We start from the raw sequence: 16,088 nt of genomic DNA on the forward strand, positions 1-16,088 counted from the left end.
AAATTGAGAATAATGGAAGTTGGAAGAAACAAATTTGTATCACTTACCTATCAGCTTAGATTGAATGGAGCCGATGGTGAGTTGGTCGAAGAAACCAATAAAGAGAATCCGCTGGAATTCGTGTTCGGAGCAGGACGTATGATTGAAATGTTTGAGACGAAGCTGGATGGATTGAAAGAAGGCGATGATTTTAATTTTGAACTCAAGAGTTCAGAGGCCTATGGCGATGTTAACCAGGATGCAATTGTTGAGTTACCAAAAAATATTTTTGAAGTAAACGGATCAATTGATGACGAAATGTTGACTGTTGGGAACTCTGTTCCCATGCAGGATGCCAATGGAAATCGAATGAACGGTATGGTTTTAGAGGTTACCGACGAAACTGTAAAAATGGACTTTAACCATCCATTAGCCGGAGACGATCTTCATTTTTCCGGAGCAATTATTGGTGTGCGTGAAGCCACTGAAGAGGAGATCATGGCCGCTGCAGGTTGTGATACCGGTCAGTGTGGTTCAGGCTGTAGTTGCTAGATTTAAGATTCTTCTAGCCGGTCTATTCGGCAGATATAATAAACGTCAATACCATTCTGAAATTCTTCAGAATGGTATTTTCTTTTTTTGCATTATCATGAAATGCAATTAATTCATTTATGCAGGGAGAATTCACCCTTCACTTTTTGTATGAATCAATTTCTAGCAGTATTTTTGAGGATTAAAGAAAAACCTATTTGACTAATGGCAGGAAATACATTTGGAACACTTTATAAACTGACATCCTTCGGGGAGTCGCACGGTAGGGGAGTTGGAGGAATCATAGAGGGAGTTGCACCCGGTCTGGAGCTTGATGCTGATTTCATTCAACAGGAACTGGATCGTCGCCGTCCCGGACAATCTGCAATAACTACACCTCGCGATGAGAGCGACCGGGTGGAGTTTATTTCAGGTGTAATGGATGGAAAAGCCACAGGTACACCTTTGGCTTTTGTGATTTGGAACAAAGACCAAAAATCTGGCGATTACGACAATTTGAAAGATATATATCGCCCATCGCACGCTGATTATACTTACCAGTCCAAATATGGTATTCGTGATCATAGGGGAGGAGGGCGTTCTTCGGCTCGTGAAACCATTGCCCGTGTAGTTGCCGGTGCCGTTGCCAAGTTAATGCTTAACAAGCTTGGTGTTTCGGTTCAGGCTTATGTTTCTCAGGTAGGAACCATTCGTTTGGATAAGATGCACACAGATATGGATCTTTCTGTTGCTGAATCCAACATAGTAAGATGTCCCGATCCGGAAATTGCCAAAATGATGATTGAAAAAATTGACGAAACAAGAAAGGCACATGATTCCATCGGAGGAGTGGTCTCCTGTATTATTAAAAACGCTCCAGCCGGCTTGGGTGATCCTGTTTTTGATAAGTTGCATGCCCGTTTGGGACAAGCCATGTTGAGTATTAACGCGGTAAAAGGTTTCGAATATGGAAGTGGATTTAACGCCGTTGAAATGCTTGGATCGGCTCACAATGATGAGTTCTATACAAGCGATGGAAAAGTACGTTCACGTACAAACCGTTCAGGTGGTATCCAGGGAGGTATTTCAAACGGGGAGGAGATCTATTTTCGTGTGGCCTTTAAGCCAGTTGCTACCATATTGAAGGATCAGAAAACAGTAGATAAAGAGGGAAATGAAATAGTGATGAAGGCGCGGGGAAGACATGACCCCTGTGTGGTTCCCAGAGCTGTTCCCATTGTTGAAGCCATGGCTGCCATGGTTCTTACCGATGCTTTATTGATTAATAAATCTTATCTCTAAAAACAGATATCAATGACCAAAAAGATCCCGCTCTATATTCAGATTATTATTGGCCTTATTGCAGGTATTGTATGGGCTGTATTGAGCGGATACCTTGGATGGTCTGGTTTCACAGCCAGCTGGATTGCTCCATTTGGCAGAATTTTTATAAACCTGCTGCAGCTGATTGCAGTTCCTTTGGTGTTTTTCTCCATCATCGGTGGAATTATTCGATTGGGAAATCCTAAAAATTTAGGAAAACTGGGTGGAAAAACCATGGGTTTATATGTGCTTACCACCTTATTCTCTATTTCCCTTGGGTTGTTAATTGTGAATGTCTTTAAACCCGGAAACGGGTTTGAAGAGAATGCTCGTGTGGAAAACCGCATCAATTACGAATTGTGGTTGCAATCGGAAGGAATGACTCCAATGGATGGTCGTTGGATGATGAACAACCCCGCTTACAATGAAATCCTGGATGAAGTTGCTCAGAGAAGAGGTTATGAGGATATTGAAGCGGTTCGTGCTCGTTTGGATGTGGCACGTAAGGCAGCAGAGCGTGGGCCGTTGACTTTTCTGGAAGAGGTGGTTCCTTCAAACCTTTTTTCTGCCATGGGCGATAATCGCAATATGTTGCAAATCATATTCTTTGCCATATTTTTTGGTGTTTCGGTTCTGTTTATTACTGATCATAAAAAAGTGATCATAGTAGATGTAATGGATGCCATAGCAGATGCTTTCATTAAAATGGTCGACTTGGTGATGAGAGGGGCTCCCTTGTTTGTCTTTGCTTTAATGGCCGGCCTGGTGAGTGACATGGCTGGAGATGATCCGGCCAGGGTTTTTGATCTTTTTGCCGGTTTAACCTGGTATAGTCTTTCGGTTTTAGGTGGGCTTCTCATTATGGCCTTTGTCGTTTATCCCGGTTTGATGGCATTGCTGGTGAAGAATATGACGTTCCGTGAATTTCTCCGGGGAATTAGTCCCGCTCAAATGCTTGCATTCTCTACCAGTAGCAGCGCAGCAACACTTCCGGTTACGTTGGAATGTGTTGAGGAAAATTTAAAAGTTGACAAGAAAGTGACAAGTTTTGTCTTACCAATTGGTGCCACCATCAACATGGACGGGACAAGTTTGTATCAAGCCGTAGCTGTAGTATTTTTGGCACAGATGCACTTGGTTGAACTCTCTTTTGCTCAGCAGTTAACCATTGTGATGACCACAACATTGGCCAGTATCGGAGCTGCTGCCATTCCGGGAGCCGGCATCGTTATGCTCATGGTTGTTTTAACCTCAGTTGGCCTCAATCCGGCCTGGATAGCCATTATTTTACCAGTCGATAGAATTCTTGACATGGTTCGTACGATGGTGAATGTTACCGGTGATGCAACTATTTCCGTTGTCGTTGGGAAAACTGTGAATTTGAATGATGTTGAACCCTCGTAGTGGTTTGTTGTTGAGGAATTAAGGCACAGGTTCTTGATCTCAGATAACAATAGTTTGCTTGGGCTTATTAATTGGTTGATTATAAATTACATGTGAGTTTGTGGTCATGTTGTTCAATCAGCTGATAATAATTAACATGTTTGCATCTAATTCCGCTGAGCGAAAATTCACTGTGCTCATTATCCAATGATCTATCCCGAGGCATTCAGGACTATCGATCTATTGTAGTTATACCCCTGTGAGATTTTTATCCCACCACCTTATGTTCTTAAAAACGATCACATCAAGCGGAAGATTAAAGTAGAAAGTGGTTCCGCTTTTTCCATCGGACTGAAGATGAATGGATCCCCCTAACAAATCCATAATGCTTTTACAGATGGATAATCCCAAACCTACACCATTTTTGTTGATGGGAGAATTGGGTCGGAGTTGAGAAAATCTCTGAAATATAAATTCTTGTTTTTCAGGAGGAATTCCTGATCCTGTGTCAGAAACGAAAAACGAGAGTTTTTCGTTTAATATCATACCAAACTTGATTTCTCCCTTTTCGGTGTGTTTGATGGCATTGTTCAGGATATTGGAGAAAACCTGATATAGCAATAGATAATCTGATTCAATATAGATCTTGCTTTGGTTGGGATGAATCATGGTTATTAACCTGATGCCTTCTCCTACTAATGGATGATAAGCTTTATAAAGCTTATCAATTAATGCTTCCACATCTATTTCGGAATATTTTACTTCAACCAGCCTGGCATCCAGTTTGGAAATATCCATGATGTTATTGATGAGGTGAAGTAAAATATCACCATTCTCCTTTATAATTCCTGCGTACTCTTTTTTCTCCTCTTTGGTTACATCATTGGTCTCAAGAAGTTCTGTAAAACCTATGATTGCGTTCATTGGAGTTCTTATTTCGTGACTCATGTTTGCTATAAATGCTGTTTTTATGCGCTCCGATTGCTCTGCACGCTCTTTCTCCTTTTGAAAATATCTTTTCCCAAAAGCCAGAAGCGGGAGTCCTCCGAAAAAGAATAAAAAGGTTACCATGGCAATGTCCCAGAAACGTTGTTCATGTCCGGTATACCCCGAGATGAGGTGTGGATGATTATATTCGAACCAAAACAGGAAAACTATATTGACAGCAAAAACTGAGGCCACAATTAATGCGGTTTTATTACTTATTGTAAAGATCACCAGACCAAAGAATATCTGAAAAATCAGAATCGTAGGTCCATAAGAGCCACCGTTTAAAAACCACAACATGTTTAAAAGGTAAAACATGGTCGATAAAAAGAGAATGATCCCGAGGTGTGTTAAATTGAAAGAACGAATTAATATGTATGCAGCAGAGAGCAATGCACCAATAAAAATCAGGTGGTTTGTTACCACCTGATCTATTCCGATCATGTGGTTGCCAAAAATGCAGGCAAAGCAAAGCATGATGCTGATGAGAAGCAGTTGCTTGAGAAGATAGAAGGAGAGATTTTTCGGATTATTCTCCCATGCAATGGCTCGTTTGAGAATTCTGATAAAATGTGAATATGATATTTTGACCCAATTAAACATTATGCTTCGATGCGTTTATTTTAAAAGATGCCTGAATGAAAAAAGATCACAAGAATCTGTTTTTGTTGATAGATTTTAGGTGAATTTTTACAAAAATGTACATAATCTTTGGATTTTAATTGCACGATTGAATAATTTTTTAATTTTGCCAAAAAAATCAACGGGGTGTAGCGCAGTCCGGTAGCGCGCCACGTTCGGGACGTGGAGGCCGTGGGTTCGAATCCCGCTACCCCGACAAAATTAGAATGATTCCAAGTGATGAATTAATCAAGGCCGCATGAAGATTTAATTTTCATGCGGCTTTTTGTCTGAAAATAGATGCTTTATCCAATATATCTGAATTGTTACAGGAGGAATTAAAAATGACCATGTTTAGAACGTTCAAAATCTAACACAGTCATTTTTATTCGGTGATAAGAAACCGTTTGATAGGGAAATTTTATTTATTTTGGATTTTTTTAATTAGTTTTATGATAGCATTAAGGAAATCAATTCTAATTCTCATTATAGGTTATTGCCTCTTTATCGTTTAATCATTCATCTGTAAAAGTTACAAAAGTCGGCGATTTGGTGAAAACGAAAATACCATACAGATGCAGCAATATATGAGTTTTAGGAATAAAGACTCTATTAACATGAAACGAGTCCCGAGGCTTCGGGACGAGTTCTCCTGAGTACTCGGGATCAACTGAAAAATAAATTCTAGACACATGAAAAGATTCTCATTTTTATTCGTTGTAGTGTTGATTTTATCAGCCTGCAATACTGATTCGTCTCAGGAACTCAAGCTCAATGAGCTTGAGTATTTTGAAAGACAAGGTGTAAATGTTCTTGTTTACAGCAACCTCTTTACAGGAGGTTTTAATGACGAGAAGACTGCTGGGATTGAAATTATTCACCATGGTGTTCGTACTTCACAAGGAGGAGCGGTCAGGCTGTCAAATACCCCGGAGCAATGGGATCTTGTTCCTGATATTCCAGTACGTACCGTTAATTATGAGGATAAAAGCATAGAAGCCAAATTAAGATACGAACAGTACGATTTTGATTCACGTGTTGTTGTTAAGGCAAAAGGGCAAAGTGTTGAGATATCTGTTTACCTTGATGAGCCTATACCTGTGGAACTCGAAGGGGCTGCAGGATTTAATCTGGAGTTTCTCCCTTCACAATATTGGGGCAAAACCTTTATCATGGATGGTCGCATTGACCGGTTTCCGCGATACGCTGTAGGAAATACTATTACAAGACCAAACAGTGAGAAAATTGAACAATACAAGGGATATGTAACTGCCGATGATAGGGGAACCGGTACTTTTATCGATCCACTTCCTTTGGAAACAGGCCGCAATTTCCTTATGGCACCTGATGATCCTGAACGAATGGTGAAAATTACATCCCATGATACCGATCTGATGCTTTTTGACGGCCGTATTCTTGCTCAAAACGGCTGGTATGTTGTTCGAAGTCTACTACCTGCTGGAAAAACAGGTAAAGTTTTAACCTGGACCATAGAACCTAATGCAATTGAAGATTGGATAAGGGAACCGAACATTGGTTTCTCACAAGTAGGTTATTTGCCATCACAACCAAAAGTCTCTGTAATTGAACTCGACAAGAAAGATAAACCGCTTTCAAGAGCATCCATTTTCAGAGTAAACAAAGATGGAAGCTCATCCAGAGTATATACAGGGAATATTGAAGAATGGGGAGATTATTTCAAATATCACTATGTGAAGTTTGATTTTACTTCAGTTGACGAACCAGGTATCTATTACATTCAGTATGGCGACTTAATAACAAATAATTTCATCATAGGAGAAAACGTTTATGATCAAATTACCGATGCCACCAGCGATATCTGGATTCCAATACATATGAACCATGTATATGTAAAAGAGGCATACCGGGTATGGCACGGAGAGCCATTTAAAGAGGGATATTTACAAGCTCCACCGGATACCGACCATTTTGATCTCCACTGGCAGGGGCCAACAACGGATACTGAATATGAAGCTCTGGAACTGATTCCGGGCTTAAATATTGGAGGCTTTTTTGATGCCGGAGATTTTGATATTGAAACCAGATCCAATATCAGTGTGGTTCAAAATTTTGTCCAGACATGGGAGTATTTCAAACCCCAACGAGACCAAACCTTTGTTGATCAGGATCAGCGTTATGTTCTACTTCATCGGCCAGATGGAGTCCCTGACATCTTGCAGTTTATTGAACATGGAACGATGCAGTTGGTAGCGCAGGCAGAAATCATCGGCCACATGGCGCAAGCTCTTTCTAATTCAGTTCTCTATAATTATCATCACCTCGGCGATGCCGCCTCCATAACCGACGGACTACCTTATAATCCTGAATTGGGGCCATATGAAATTGCTCCTGACGGCAAATCCAGCGGAGTAAAAGATGACATGTGGGCATTCACAAGTCGCAACCCGGATCTTGATCTTAGGGCAGCAGCTATGTTCGCCTCAGCAAGCCGCGCTTTAAGAGGTTACAATGACGACTTAGCTGAAAGAGCACTTTATCAGTCGAAAAGACTGCTGGAGGAGGCTTCTGAATTGCGGACAGATCAACAGCAAGAAGCAAATATATGGGGAAGCGGATTTGCTGATGTATCAACCAATCTGCAACTATACATTTCAACAGGAGAACAGCAATACGCTGATAGATTCCAGGAACTTTTATGGCCTGCCCTCGAACGCAATGTTGGATTTGTACTTTTAACAGCGCTACACGGAATTCCACATATGCACGAATCTTTCAAAGATGAATTACGGCCATATGTTGAACAATACAGAGATTATATAGAAGAATTGGAAAAGGATAATCCATACGGAGTACCTATTGGACTTGGTAACTGGGCAGGTAGCGGAGCTATTGTAAACTTTGGAACCACTATATGTTTTGCCAACAAGCATTATCCTGAAATCATTGATGCCAATCATGCTTTCAAGACCACCAATTGGCTTTATGGTTGCCATCCATATCACAATTATTCATTGGTTGCCACTGTTGGAGCTGCTCGTCCCAAAGAGGTGTTTTATGGAAACAACAGAGCTGATTTTTCATTTATTCCTGGCAATGTGGCACCTGGTATTCTATTCAGGCAACCAGATCACTTTGAAAATTATGACGACTGGCCATTTCTGTGGGGTCAAAATGAAGGAACCATTGGAGGAAACACAAGTTATTTGTTTTTCGGTTCGGCTTTTAAGAATATGATAGATAGATAGTTGTTTGTTGTTCTTTGTTGCTCGTGATCTAAAGTTTAAATGTAACTATGAATTGGATGGAATCCAGTTCATAGTTATTTTTTAATGTGGAAGGGTTCCAAAACAAATTAAGTGTGTATTCCCATTGAAGATGATTACAACCTCATGTAACCGAAATATGAAGATTTCGTTTAAGTTTTATGATGTAAAACAGTAAATTTTATTTTTCTGCATTAGCTTTGTTTTTTATGATTATTCAGTATCCTATGATGTATAGATATGTGTTTTTTTTCTGGCTGCTTCTTCCTTTTGTAGGCTTATCCGCTCAAATTTCCCGAGGAGGAAGTCCGTTGCCGTTGTTTGATAGTGAGTTGGAAGTACTGAATGATATGGCAGAAAGCATGCCCGGTTTACCACTCACAGTTCAACAACATTATACGGTCTCTGATAAACCTGAAAAGGGAACACCTCTTCGTTTCGCTCACACTTATGACGTCACTCTAAGTCCAAAAAACTCCGGTTACGTAACAAATAAAATTGATGGCACTACTATATGGCGGCTGTTAATAGAATCAAAAGGAGCTTATTCATTAAACCTTATATTTGATCAATTTGCACTTGCTCCAGGTTGTTCTCTCTATATTTATAATCCCGATCAGAGCGTTGTTTTGGGGGCGTTTACGCACCAAAATAACTTGCCATCAGGGCGACTTGCAACAGCCCCGATACCTGGTGATCAAATTATTGTAGAATATCATCAACCTGCCGGACAATCAAAAAGATCTTTATTGGAAATAGGTTCTGTCAATCATGATTTTTTGAATCTTTTTTCTTTAAAATCCATCAGTCGGTTCAACAGAAGTGGGAGTTGTAACCCTGATTTCACCTGTGAAACCGATGATTTATGGCTTGAAGCAGGTCAATCAGTTGCCAGAATTATGGTTAATGGCAGGGATTTGTGTTCCGGAACCTTGATTAATAACACGCGGCAAGATGGTAAGCCCTATTTTTTAACAGCGGCACATTGTATTACTGATATGAATGATCCTGCCACAGCTATTTTTACATTCAATTACCAGGTGCCCGGGTGCGATGGACGTGTTGAAGGAGCATTTACCCAGACTCTGTCAGGCTCGTTTATGAGGGCATATGTTGAAGATTTAGATGTGACTCTGTTGGAAATGTCTGAAATTCCTCCGGCTATTTATCGTCCATACTGGGCAGGCTGGGATCGTACCACCAATCCACAGGGAGAAGTTACAACCATACATCATCCTCAGGGAGATGTGAAAAAAGTTGCAAAATCAGAAGATGCTCCCACTACTGCCTCATTTAATGCATCTTCTCCGGGTGGAATTCCGTTTATTGGCAATTCACACTGGCGTATTGCAATATGGAGTGAAGGAACCACAGAAGGAGGATCTTCCGGATCTCCTTTATTTACTAATGAGGGGAAGCTTATTGGTAGTCTAAGTGGTGGCTCTGCCACTTGTTCCAATCCTGTTAATGATTATTTTGCCAGATTAAACCGAGTATGGGACTATTATGAGGATGAGAGCCAGCAATTGGCTTTTTGGCTGGATCCCGATGAAACCGGTGCCAGTAGTCTGAATGGGTTACAGTTTTATAATGAACAGGAAGAGGTTTTCAGATTAAGCAATTTTATGTTTGAAGATGTTGCAGGAATGGAGAAATACTCCGGTAGCAGTGGATTCTGGTCAGGACATAATGTGTTTGGCGACCAGGCATTTGCCGAGCAATATGGCCCCTTTTCAGGGGTGACTCTTCATGGTGTTTATGTGATGCCGGCGCGATCCGATTTTTCTCTGACTCAAGATGTAAATATTTCTGTTTGGCAAGGTGTTACTGAGCCTGAAGTGAAAATTCTGTCAAGAAGCAACATTAACCTTTTAAGTCTGCCTGCAAATCGCGAATATTTTTGGAGATTTAACGAACCATTGAATACCCATGGAAATATATGGGTTGGTGTGGAGTTGAAGTATAATACTCAAACCGACAGTGTAGTCATATATCACTCTCTTTACAATCCCTCAAAACAAGTTGGAACGGCATGGGTTATGGATCCAAATAACCAATGGAAAAATTTGGCTGAGAGAGAAAATTCTATTTATCCTGTCTCTTTCTGGATTGATCTTCTGGCTTCAAATGTTCGTGATCTGGACACGTCTAACATTGTACCAACTATAACTGATTTTATGGTTTACCCAAATCCAGTTATTAATGAAATCAGATTTCATATACCTGATTTTACGGGTTATGCCATGCTGGAACTTTATAATCAATCAGGTCAGAAAGTTATAGAACACAGAGTACCTGTGTTGGATTCAGCAGGCAAGGTTGCACATCACGGAATTTTTCCGGGACTTTATATTTATCGTTTGTATGCAGGGGATAAAGTATATAACGGAAAAATATACATAAAGGCAGATTAACTGCCTTTATTCTATAATTCTAATGTTGTCAATACACACATAAGGAGGTGTCAACATCATACCGTTTTCATCTGTTAGACTTGTGACAAGCGACAATGAAACGCTGTTCACTTTCCCTAAATCACGAAGGCTTACTGTTTGCCAATTATTTACAATGTAGTTTTGCCTGTGATTGTCAAATCTGAAATCGGCCAAAGGAAACTCAATTTCGCCGGTTTTTACTCCATTTGCATCAAAACCTTCAATGGTCAGGATAAACCAGTCTTTTACATCATTGTTTTCTCCTCCAAAACGGGGTATTCCATTTACGGTGCCAAACCGCATGACCAGGAAAGCAAGTTGGGTATTGCTAACTGCCATTGAACTTATAAGTCTCTCCTCGCGGTTCTCAAAATAGAATGCAACAATATGAGGATCCACCGGTTGATGGTAAACCATAAAAGGATTTCTGTTGCGAGTTGTGGCATAAGCGGTAAACCTTCCGGGTGTCTGAACAGATTGCTGACTGTATTTGTTGCTGAGCGCATAACCTACCCACTGATTTTCTGAAGGTGCAATGGTTGGAAATATGGCTCCTTTTGTTCTGAATCCCGGTTCTGACGGGTAGATGTCAAGTCCAACAATTGCTGTGTCATTTTTAAGTTCAAATTCGTTAAAGTTGATGAGTATCACCGTGTTTACCGGAATTACTATAGAGTCGAATCCACGGGAAGATTCAACTACGAATGAATAAAAGGAAGTTCCTAGTTCTTTACCAATGTGCTTGATTTCTTTCTCCGTGGACATAAACTCCCCATTCAGATACCATCTGTAATTGGTGTCATAATTATAAGTGATCCTGGGTGAAATAACAAGCGTATCTTCAAGTTCAATTTCAAGACCGGTATCCGGCATGTTTATATGAATGCCAGGAGGAGGCATTTCTTTTTCATGGTTTTCACAAGCAGCAATGGTTAAAACCATTACTGCTGAAATGATATAAATGATCCCCTTAAGAAAGAGACGGTATCTCATTGTAATTTTTTTAATCGTAATTTCTTAGTAAATGCTCTATGAACCCGGGTAATTGACCTGCATCAATTCTTTTTCCGGCGATTTTTTTATCTCTGTCTAGAACATACAACATGGGGGTTGATCTGATATCGTAAAATTGACGGAACCGGGTTTGATGAAAGGGATCAAACACATTAATCCATTCATGCAAACCATGCTCATCAACAAACTCATTCCATTCCTGCATGTCGTCTAAACTATAAACTGCAAAAACTTCAACTCCTCTGTCCCTATATGGCAGATATACATCTTTATACAATTTGGGGAGTTCTTTCTTACAATGTCCGCATGATGGCTCATAGAAAACAATGATCGTAATATTTGCATCTATCGCATGTAATCTGGCCATGCCCCCATCAATGGTTTGCATTCGCAAATCATGTGCTGTGTTTCCTATCAGGGTGGGTTTTATAGCAGTAACTCGTTCCTGCAGATTCTTTAAAAACTGCTCACTTGCCCAGTTGGCATCACCTGACAAATAGTATTTTTCTGCAAGAGCAACCATTGCAGCATCCATTCCCATGATATTGCTTTCATTGGCTCTGTTAAAAAAGTACTGTACCAAAAACCGGAACATGGTGGCGTTATCCCTGCTTTTTTCAATTACTCTGATGGAGGCATCGGCAATGGTATCCGGAATCTGAATGATTCCCCGGTCGAAATAGTTTTCAAGTCGCTGTACAAAAAAAGGAGTTCTTAGCAGGCGTTCATCAGAAAAGTCAATGTTATCGAAATAGTGGTCGCGAAAATGCCGGTATCTTTTTATTTGTAAAAGAGAATCTGGATTGGATACTCCATCCGGAATATTAAATTCCGGCATTGAAGGTTCCTGCATACTTTTAATAAAGGTTGCAGTGAATGACTCCGGATGGTTGGTGGTGATTTGATTCCAGAACTCTTCCACTTTCTGGTTAACTTTGGTTAGCTCTGCTCTCAATTCTAATGCCTCTCCGGAATCAGGTTCTGTTGCCTGAAGCCTTTCTCTAATGGTAGAAGACTCTTTTTGTCGCTCAGAAATGAATTTTTGATAGGATAGGAATAAGGAGGGATCTTTTGCACCGGAAATCGACATGTTGCCAATCAAATCAACAGTATCAGTGCGAATTGAGAAATCCTGTTCTTTATCAATCAATACATCGAAATACCTTCCGTTTGGAAGGTAGAAGAGATACAAGCCTCCTTTTAGCGGTTCTTCTCCACTGAATATGGCTGTGCCTGCTGAATTGGTAGTAGCAGTATCGCTCACATACATCTGTTTATTGTAATAATATCCCAGAATGATATCCTGGTTATTGATTCCGTTTACAGTAACGCTGATGTTATATCCATCATCAGATGCCTTTAAACCTAAGGTCATCATCAGGCAAATCAAAAAGCAAGCTGTTTTAATCATTGTAACTGATGTTTTTTGTTTGTTTTATAAGTTTTTTTCGATGCCATGTAATGATTAAATCATATAGCTGTGGTTTTGTTTTTTAACCATGTTTTATGTTCCTCATCCAGCATTGGTGCCAGTTTGTCATAAACCATTTTGTGGTAACTATTTAGCCACTCTGTCTCATCACTGGATAAAAGCTCTTTTTTAACCATTTTGGTATCAATGGGACAAAGGGATAATGTTTCAAACTCCATAAACAAGCCAAATTCGGTCTCTATTTTCTCCTTACACAGAATCAAATTCTCAATTCTTATGCCATATTCTCCGGTTCGGTAGATTCCAGGTTCATTAGAGGTGATCATTCCCGGTTCCAGCTCAACGCCGTTATCCTGAGGTCTTATGCTTTGTGGCCCTTCATGTACATTAAGAAAATAGCCTATGCCGTGACCTGTCCCATGTCCGTAGTTGATACCAAATTTCCACATTGCTTTTCTGGCAAGCGGGTCCAGGTGCACGCCTCTTGTTCCGTTAGGAAATATGGCAGTGGCCAGTGCTATATGCCCCTGCAAAACCAAAGTGTAGTCAACAGCAGCTTGTTCAGGGAAATCTCCCAAAGCCACAGTTCTTGTGATGTCGGTGGTGCCACCAGGGTATTGCCCTCCCGAATCAATAAGAAAAAGACCCTCGGGTTGAAGTGTTATGTCTGATTCTCTATTTACAGAATAATGCACGATGGCTCCGTGACCTTTGTAACCGGAGATGGTGCTGAACGATTCTCCGGAAAATCCCGGTAGTTTGGCACGAAAACTTTTAAGCTGTTTTGCAGCAGAGAGTTCTGTGATGCTACCTGAACCAACATGATCTTCAAGCCACTTAAGGAACTGCACCATTGCAACACCATCGTTGATGAGTGTTGTGCGGAAATTCTCAATCTCTTTATTGGTTTTTCTCGCTTTTAGAATAGAAACAATGGAACGTTCTTCAATTTTTTGCGCAGCCTGAGACATGGTGGCAAAAATAGTATAGTTGGTTCTGTCGGGGTCAATCAGAAATCTTGCCTCTGAGGTTATATCCTGCACATGCTGATAAAAGTCATCGTACAGCGAGACTTTTATATTATCTGCATCCAGTTTACGGGCAATTCCGGCAGTTAATTTATGCGGATCGATAAAAAATCTTACCTGATCGTGCTCAATAATAAGAAATGAATGAAATACCGGATTGTACGGCACATCAGTTCCTCTTAGATTCAATACCCATGCCACCTCGTCGAGCATGGAGACAATGTAATGGGAAATTTTCTGTTTACGCATGTACTTTCGGATGGCCTCCAGTTTTGCGGCACGGGTCTGTCCACAAAATTTATCATCATGTTCAAATACGGAATCTTCGGGAATTGGAGGTCTGGTGTCCCAGCACTCCTCGGCCAGGGTGAATTTCAAATCGCTCTGGATTCTATGATCACGAAGCGTTTTCACAAGTTTTCGTACTTGAGAAACAGAAAACAGAACCCCGTTAATGCCAACTTTATCACCAGGTTCAAGCACATGGGTTAACCATTCAGCATATTCAGGCACATCTGGCATTCCTTCCTTAAAAAGTTGTACACATGAAGTGTCCAACTGGTTTTCTGCCTGAAGAAAATATCGCGAATCTGTCCAAAGACCTGCTTCATGGGCTGTAATAACCAATGTACCTGCCGATCCGGTGAAATTGCTGATCCAATCTCTTGTTTTCCAATGCTCCGCAGGGTATTCACTTAAATGCTGATCGCCATAAGGAATGATGCAGGCTTGAATGCCTTGTATCTCCATCTTGCTTCTGATGAGGAGCAGCTTATCTGATGTGTACATGATGATTTTTTTATGTTTTTGTGGATGTATATCCACAAAATTTTTATTCAATGATAATCTCTTAATCAAAAGCCGGTTCGTTGCTGATTGTAATGTCACAGTCGGTACCAAAAAGTATGATGGTAGGACTAACACCGGGGGTTCTCTGACTGAAATTTCCGGAGAAGGATGTTACATTGTTTTCAATGATTACCCGCATATTTTCCGATGCATAATGGGTGAAGGTTCCGTTGGCAACTTGCCCGTGCATGGTGTAAGGTATTTCTTCGTTGATATTCAAAAGAATATCAGCTTTTCTCGATGAGGTGGTTAATTCTCTGAATCCCTTGTCGAAACCTCTAATGGTCACACTGCCTTCGTGTATATCAATAAACCCTCTTTCGGTAAGTTTGTTTATGGTTATAAAAGAAAAGCCCGATTCTGCATGCAATTTATCCACTTTGTTGATATCCACTTTGCCGGTAGATGAAATAATCCTTAGGTTTTTTGCATGATATATGGATCCTTCGGAGAAATCAGAACTCAACTGGACTTCACCAAGTTTCCGGATATCGAGAGAACCGTTCAGGTGAGTGATTTCACCCTGGTTAAGCTCCATGATCTGTATGTTTCCGTTGGAAACATACAGTGATCCATTATTAATTTTTGCATGCTCTCCATTCAGACTTCCATATTCCAGGTTGATATGTGCATCTCCTTCAAAATTAATCAGTTCAATGTTTCCAAATCTGTTGTTAACATTGATTTTTAAGTTTTTAGGTGCAAATACATGATATATGATTCCAAAATCAAAATTAGAAAAGAAGTTGCTCCCGAAGCGGGTGGTATAATGAAGTTTCTCAGAAGTGTGATGTTGGTTGATCAATATATCATTGAGAACTTCATTGGCAGCAGCATGTATTGGGGCATTAACCCATGTGGTTGTTCTAACCAGAATAGAGTCGCTTTCCCATGTGGTGAAGAAAACATGCCCGTGGCGATTGTTGATTTCAATCTCTTTAATGTTATCTCGGGTGAAGTGATCTTCTCCAGATTGCATGAATCTGGGTGGAGCATCTGTTTGGCCCGGTAAGCTTAAATAAATTGTTAAGAAAAAGAGCAAAAATAAAGTCTTCATATATTTTCGATTGTGATTTAATTCTGACTCATATTGGCTTTACGCAACTTTTGTGCCGAATGTTTGGTTGTAACAAAAATAGCTAAAATTCAGACAGAATCTTATTAATTATAGGGATAATCTCTGGTTTATTGTAATTTTAGCCGGTTATAATCAGTCATCCCTGATTTGAAATCTGCATGGCTTTGTTTGAGTTGAAATTAA

At 40.2% G+C, this 16,088-nt stretch carries 10 protein-coding genes and 1 tRNA gene; 6 read left to right on the forward strand and 5 right to left on the reverse strand.

Translation table 11 applies throughout. From position 1 onward, the window contains the following. The first annotated feature begins 12 nt into the window (after nucleotides 1-12). The 3 genes from B5X70_RS10105 (at nucleotide 13) to B5X70_RS10115 (ending at nucleotide 3,237) form a co-directional block, all read left to right on the forward strand. A complete protein-coding gene (locus tag B5X70_RS10105) occupies nucleotides 13-531 on the forward strand; it encodes an FKBP-type peptidyl-prolyl cis-trans isomerase (protein WP_079557786.1) in 519 nt (172 codons plus the stop codon). A 204-nt stretch (nucleotides 532-735) separates the two neighbouring features. Further along, complete coding sequence (aroC, locus tag B5X70_RS10110) at nucleotides 736-1,812, forward strand: chorismate synthase (protein ID WP_079557787.1); 1,077 nt, start codon at nucleotides 736-738, stop codon at nucleotides 1,810-1,812. A gap of 12 nt (nucleotides 1,813-1,824) precedes the next feature. Beyond that, nucleotides 1,825-3,237 carry a dicarboxylate/amino acid:cation symporter gene (locus tag B5X70_RS10115; protein WP_079557788.1) on the forward strand — a complete coding sequence of 471 codons (1,413 nt, stop codon included), beginning with the start codon at nucleotides 1,825-1,827 and terminating at the stop codon, nucleotides 3,235-3,237. 228 nt (nucleotides 3,238-3,465) lie between these two features. Here B5X70_RS10115 and B5X70_RS10120 read toward each other — a convergent pair whose 3' ends face one another. Next, the gene (locus B5X70_RS10120) at nucleotides 3,466-4,806 is read right to left on the reverse strand and encodes a sensor histidine kinase (protein ID WP_079557789.1); all 1,341 of its coding nucleotides are present in this window, start codon (nucleotides 4,804-4,806) and stop codon (nucleotides 3,466-3,468) included. 161 nt (nucleotides 4,807-4,967) lie between these two features. On the opposite strand from B5X70_RS10120, the gene B5X70_RS10125 reads away from it, so the two are divergent. The 3 genes from B5X70_RS10125 to B5X70_RS10135 all read left to right on the forward strand — a co-directional run bounded on the left by B5X70_RS10125 (nucleotide 4,968) and on the right by B5X70_RS10135 (nucleotide 10,483). Further along, nucleotides 4,968-5,041, forward strand: a tRNA-Pro gene (locus B5X70_RS10125). A gap of 475 nt (nucleotides 5,042-5,516) precedes the next feature. After that, nucleotides 5,517-8,051, forward strand: a complete 2,535-nt coding sequence (locus B5X70_RS10130; protein WP_079557790.1) for a cellulase N-terminal Ig-like domain-containing protein — start codon at nucleotides 5,517-5,519, stop codon at nucleotides 8,049-8,051. Between the two features lie 245 nt (nucleotides 8,052-8,296). Continuing rightward, nucleotides 8,297-10,483, forward strand: coding sequence for a trypsin-like peptidase domain-containing protein (locus tag B5X70_RS10135; protein ID WP_159450002.1), 2,187 nt, complete (start codon nucleotides 8,297-8,299; stop codon nucleotides 10,481-10,483). A 6-nt stretch (nucleotides 10,484-10,489) separates the two neighbouring features. Here the strand turns inward: B5X70_RS10135 and B5X70_RS10140 are convergent, their stop codons facing one another. From B5X70_RS10140 to B5X70_RS10155, 4 genes are all read right to left on the reverse strand, one after another. Beyond that, complete coding sequence (locus tag B5X70_RS10140; protein ID WP_079557792.1) at nucleotides 10,490-11,497, reverse strand: DUF4465 domain-containing protein; 1,008 nt, start codon at nucleotides 11,495-11,497, stop codon at nucleotides 10,490-10,492. Nucleotides 11,498-11,507: 10 nt separating this feature from the next. Continuing rightward, entirely contained in the window at nucleotides 11,508-12,929 is a 1,422-nt protein-coding gene (locus B5X70_RS10145) for a redoxin domain-containing protein (protein WP_079557793.1), read from the reverse strand. Between the two features lie 59 nt (nucleotides 12,930-12,988). Beyond that, nucleotides 12,989-14,767 carry an aminopeptidase P family protein gene (locus tag B5X70_RS10150; protein WP_079557794.1) on the reverse strand — a complete coding sequence of 593 codons (1,779 nt, stop codon included), beginning with the start codon at nucleotides 14,765-14,767 and terminating at the stop codon, nucleotides 12,989-12,991. Nucleotides 14,768-14,828: 61 nt separating this feature from the next. Beyond that, nucleotides 14,829-15,884 (reverse strand): hypothetical protein, encoded by a 1,056-nt coding sequence (locus B5X70_RS10155; protein ID WP_079557795.1) that lies wholly within the window; start codon nucleotides 15,882-15,884, stop codon nucleotides 14,829-14,831. Nucleotides 15,885-16,088: the final 204 nt, after the last annotated feature.

The sequence above is a fragment of the Alkalitalea saponilacus genome (assembly GCF_900168165.1).
Lineage (GTDB): Bacteria > Bacteroidota > Bacteroidia > Bacteroidales > Marinilabiliaceae > Natronoflexus > Natronoflexus saponilacus.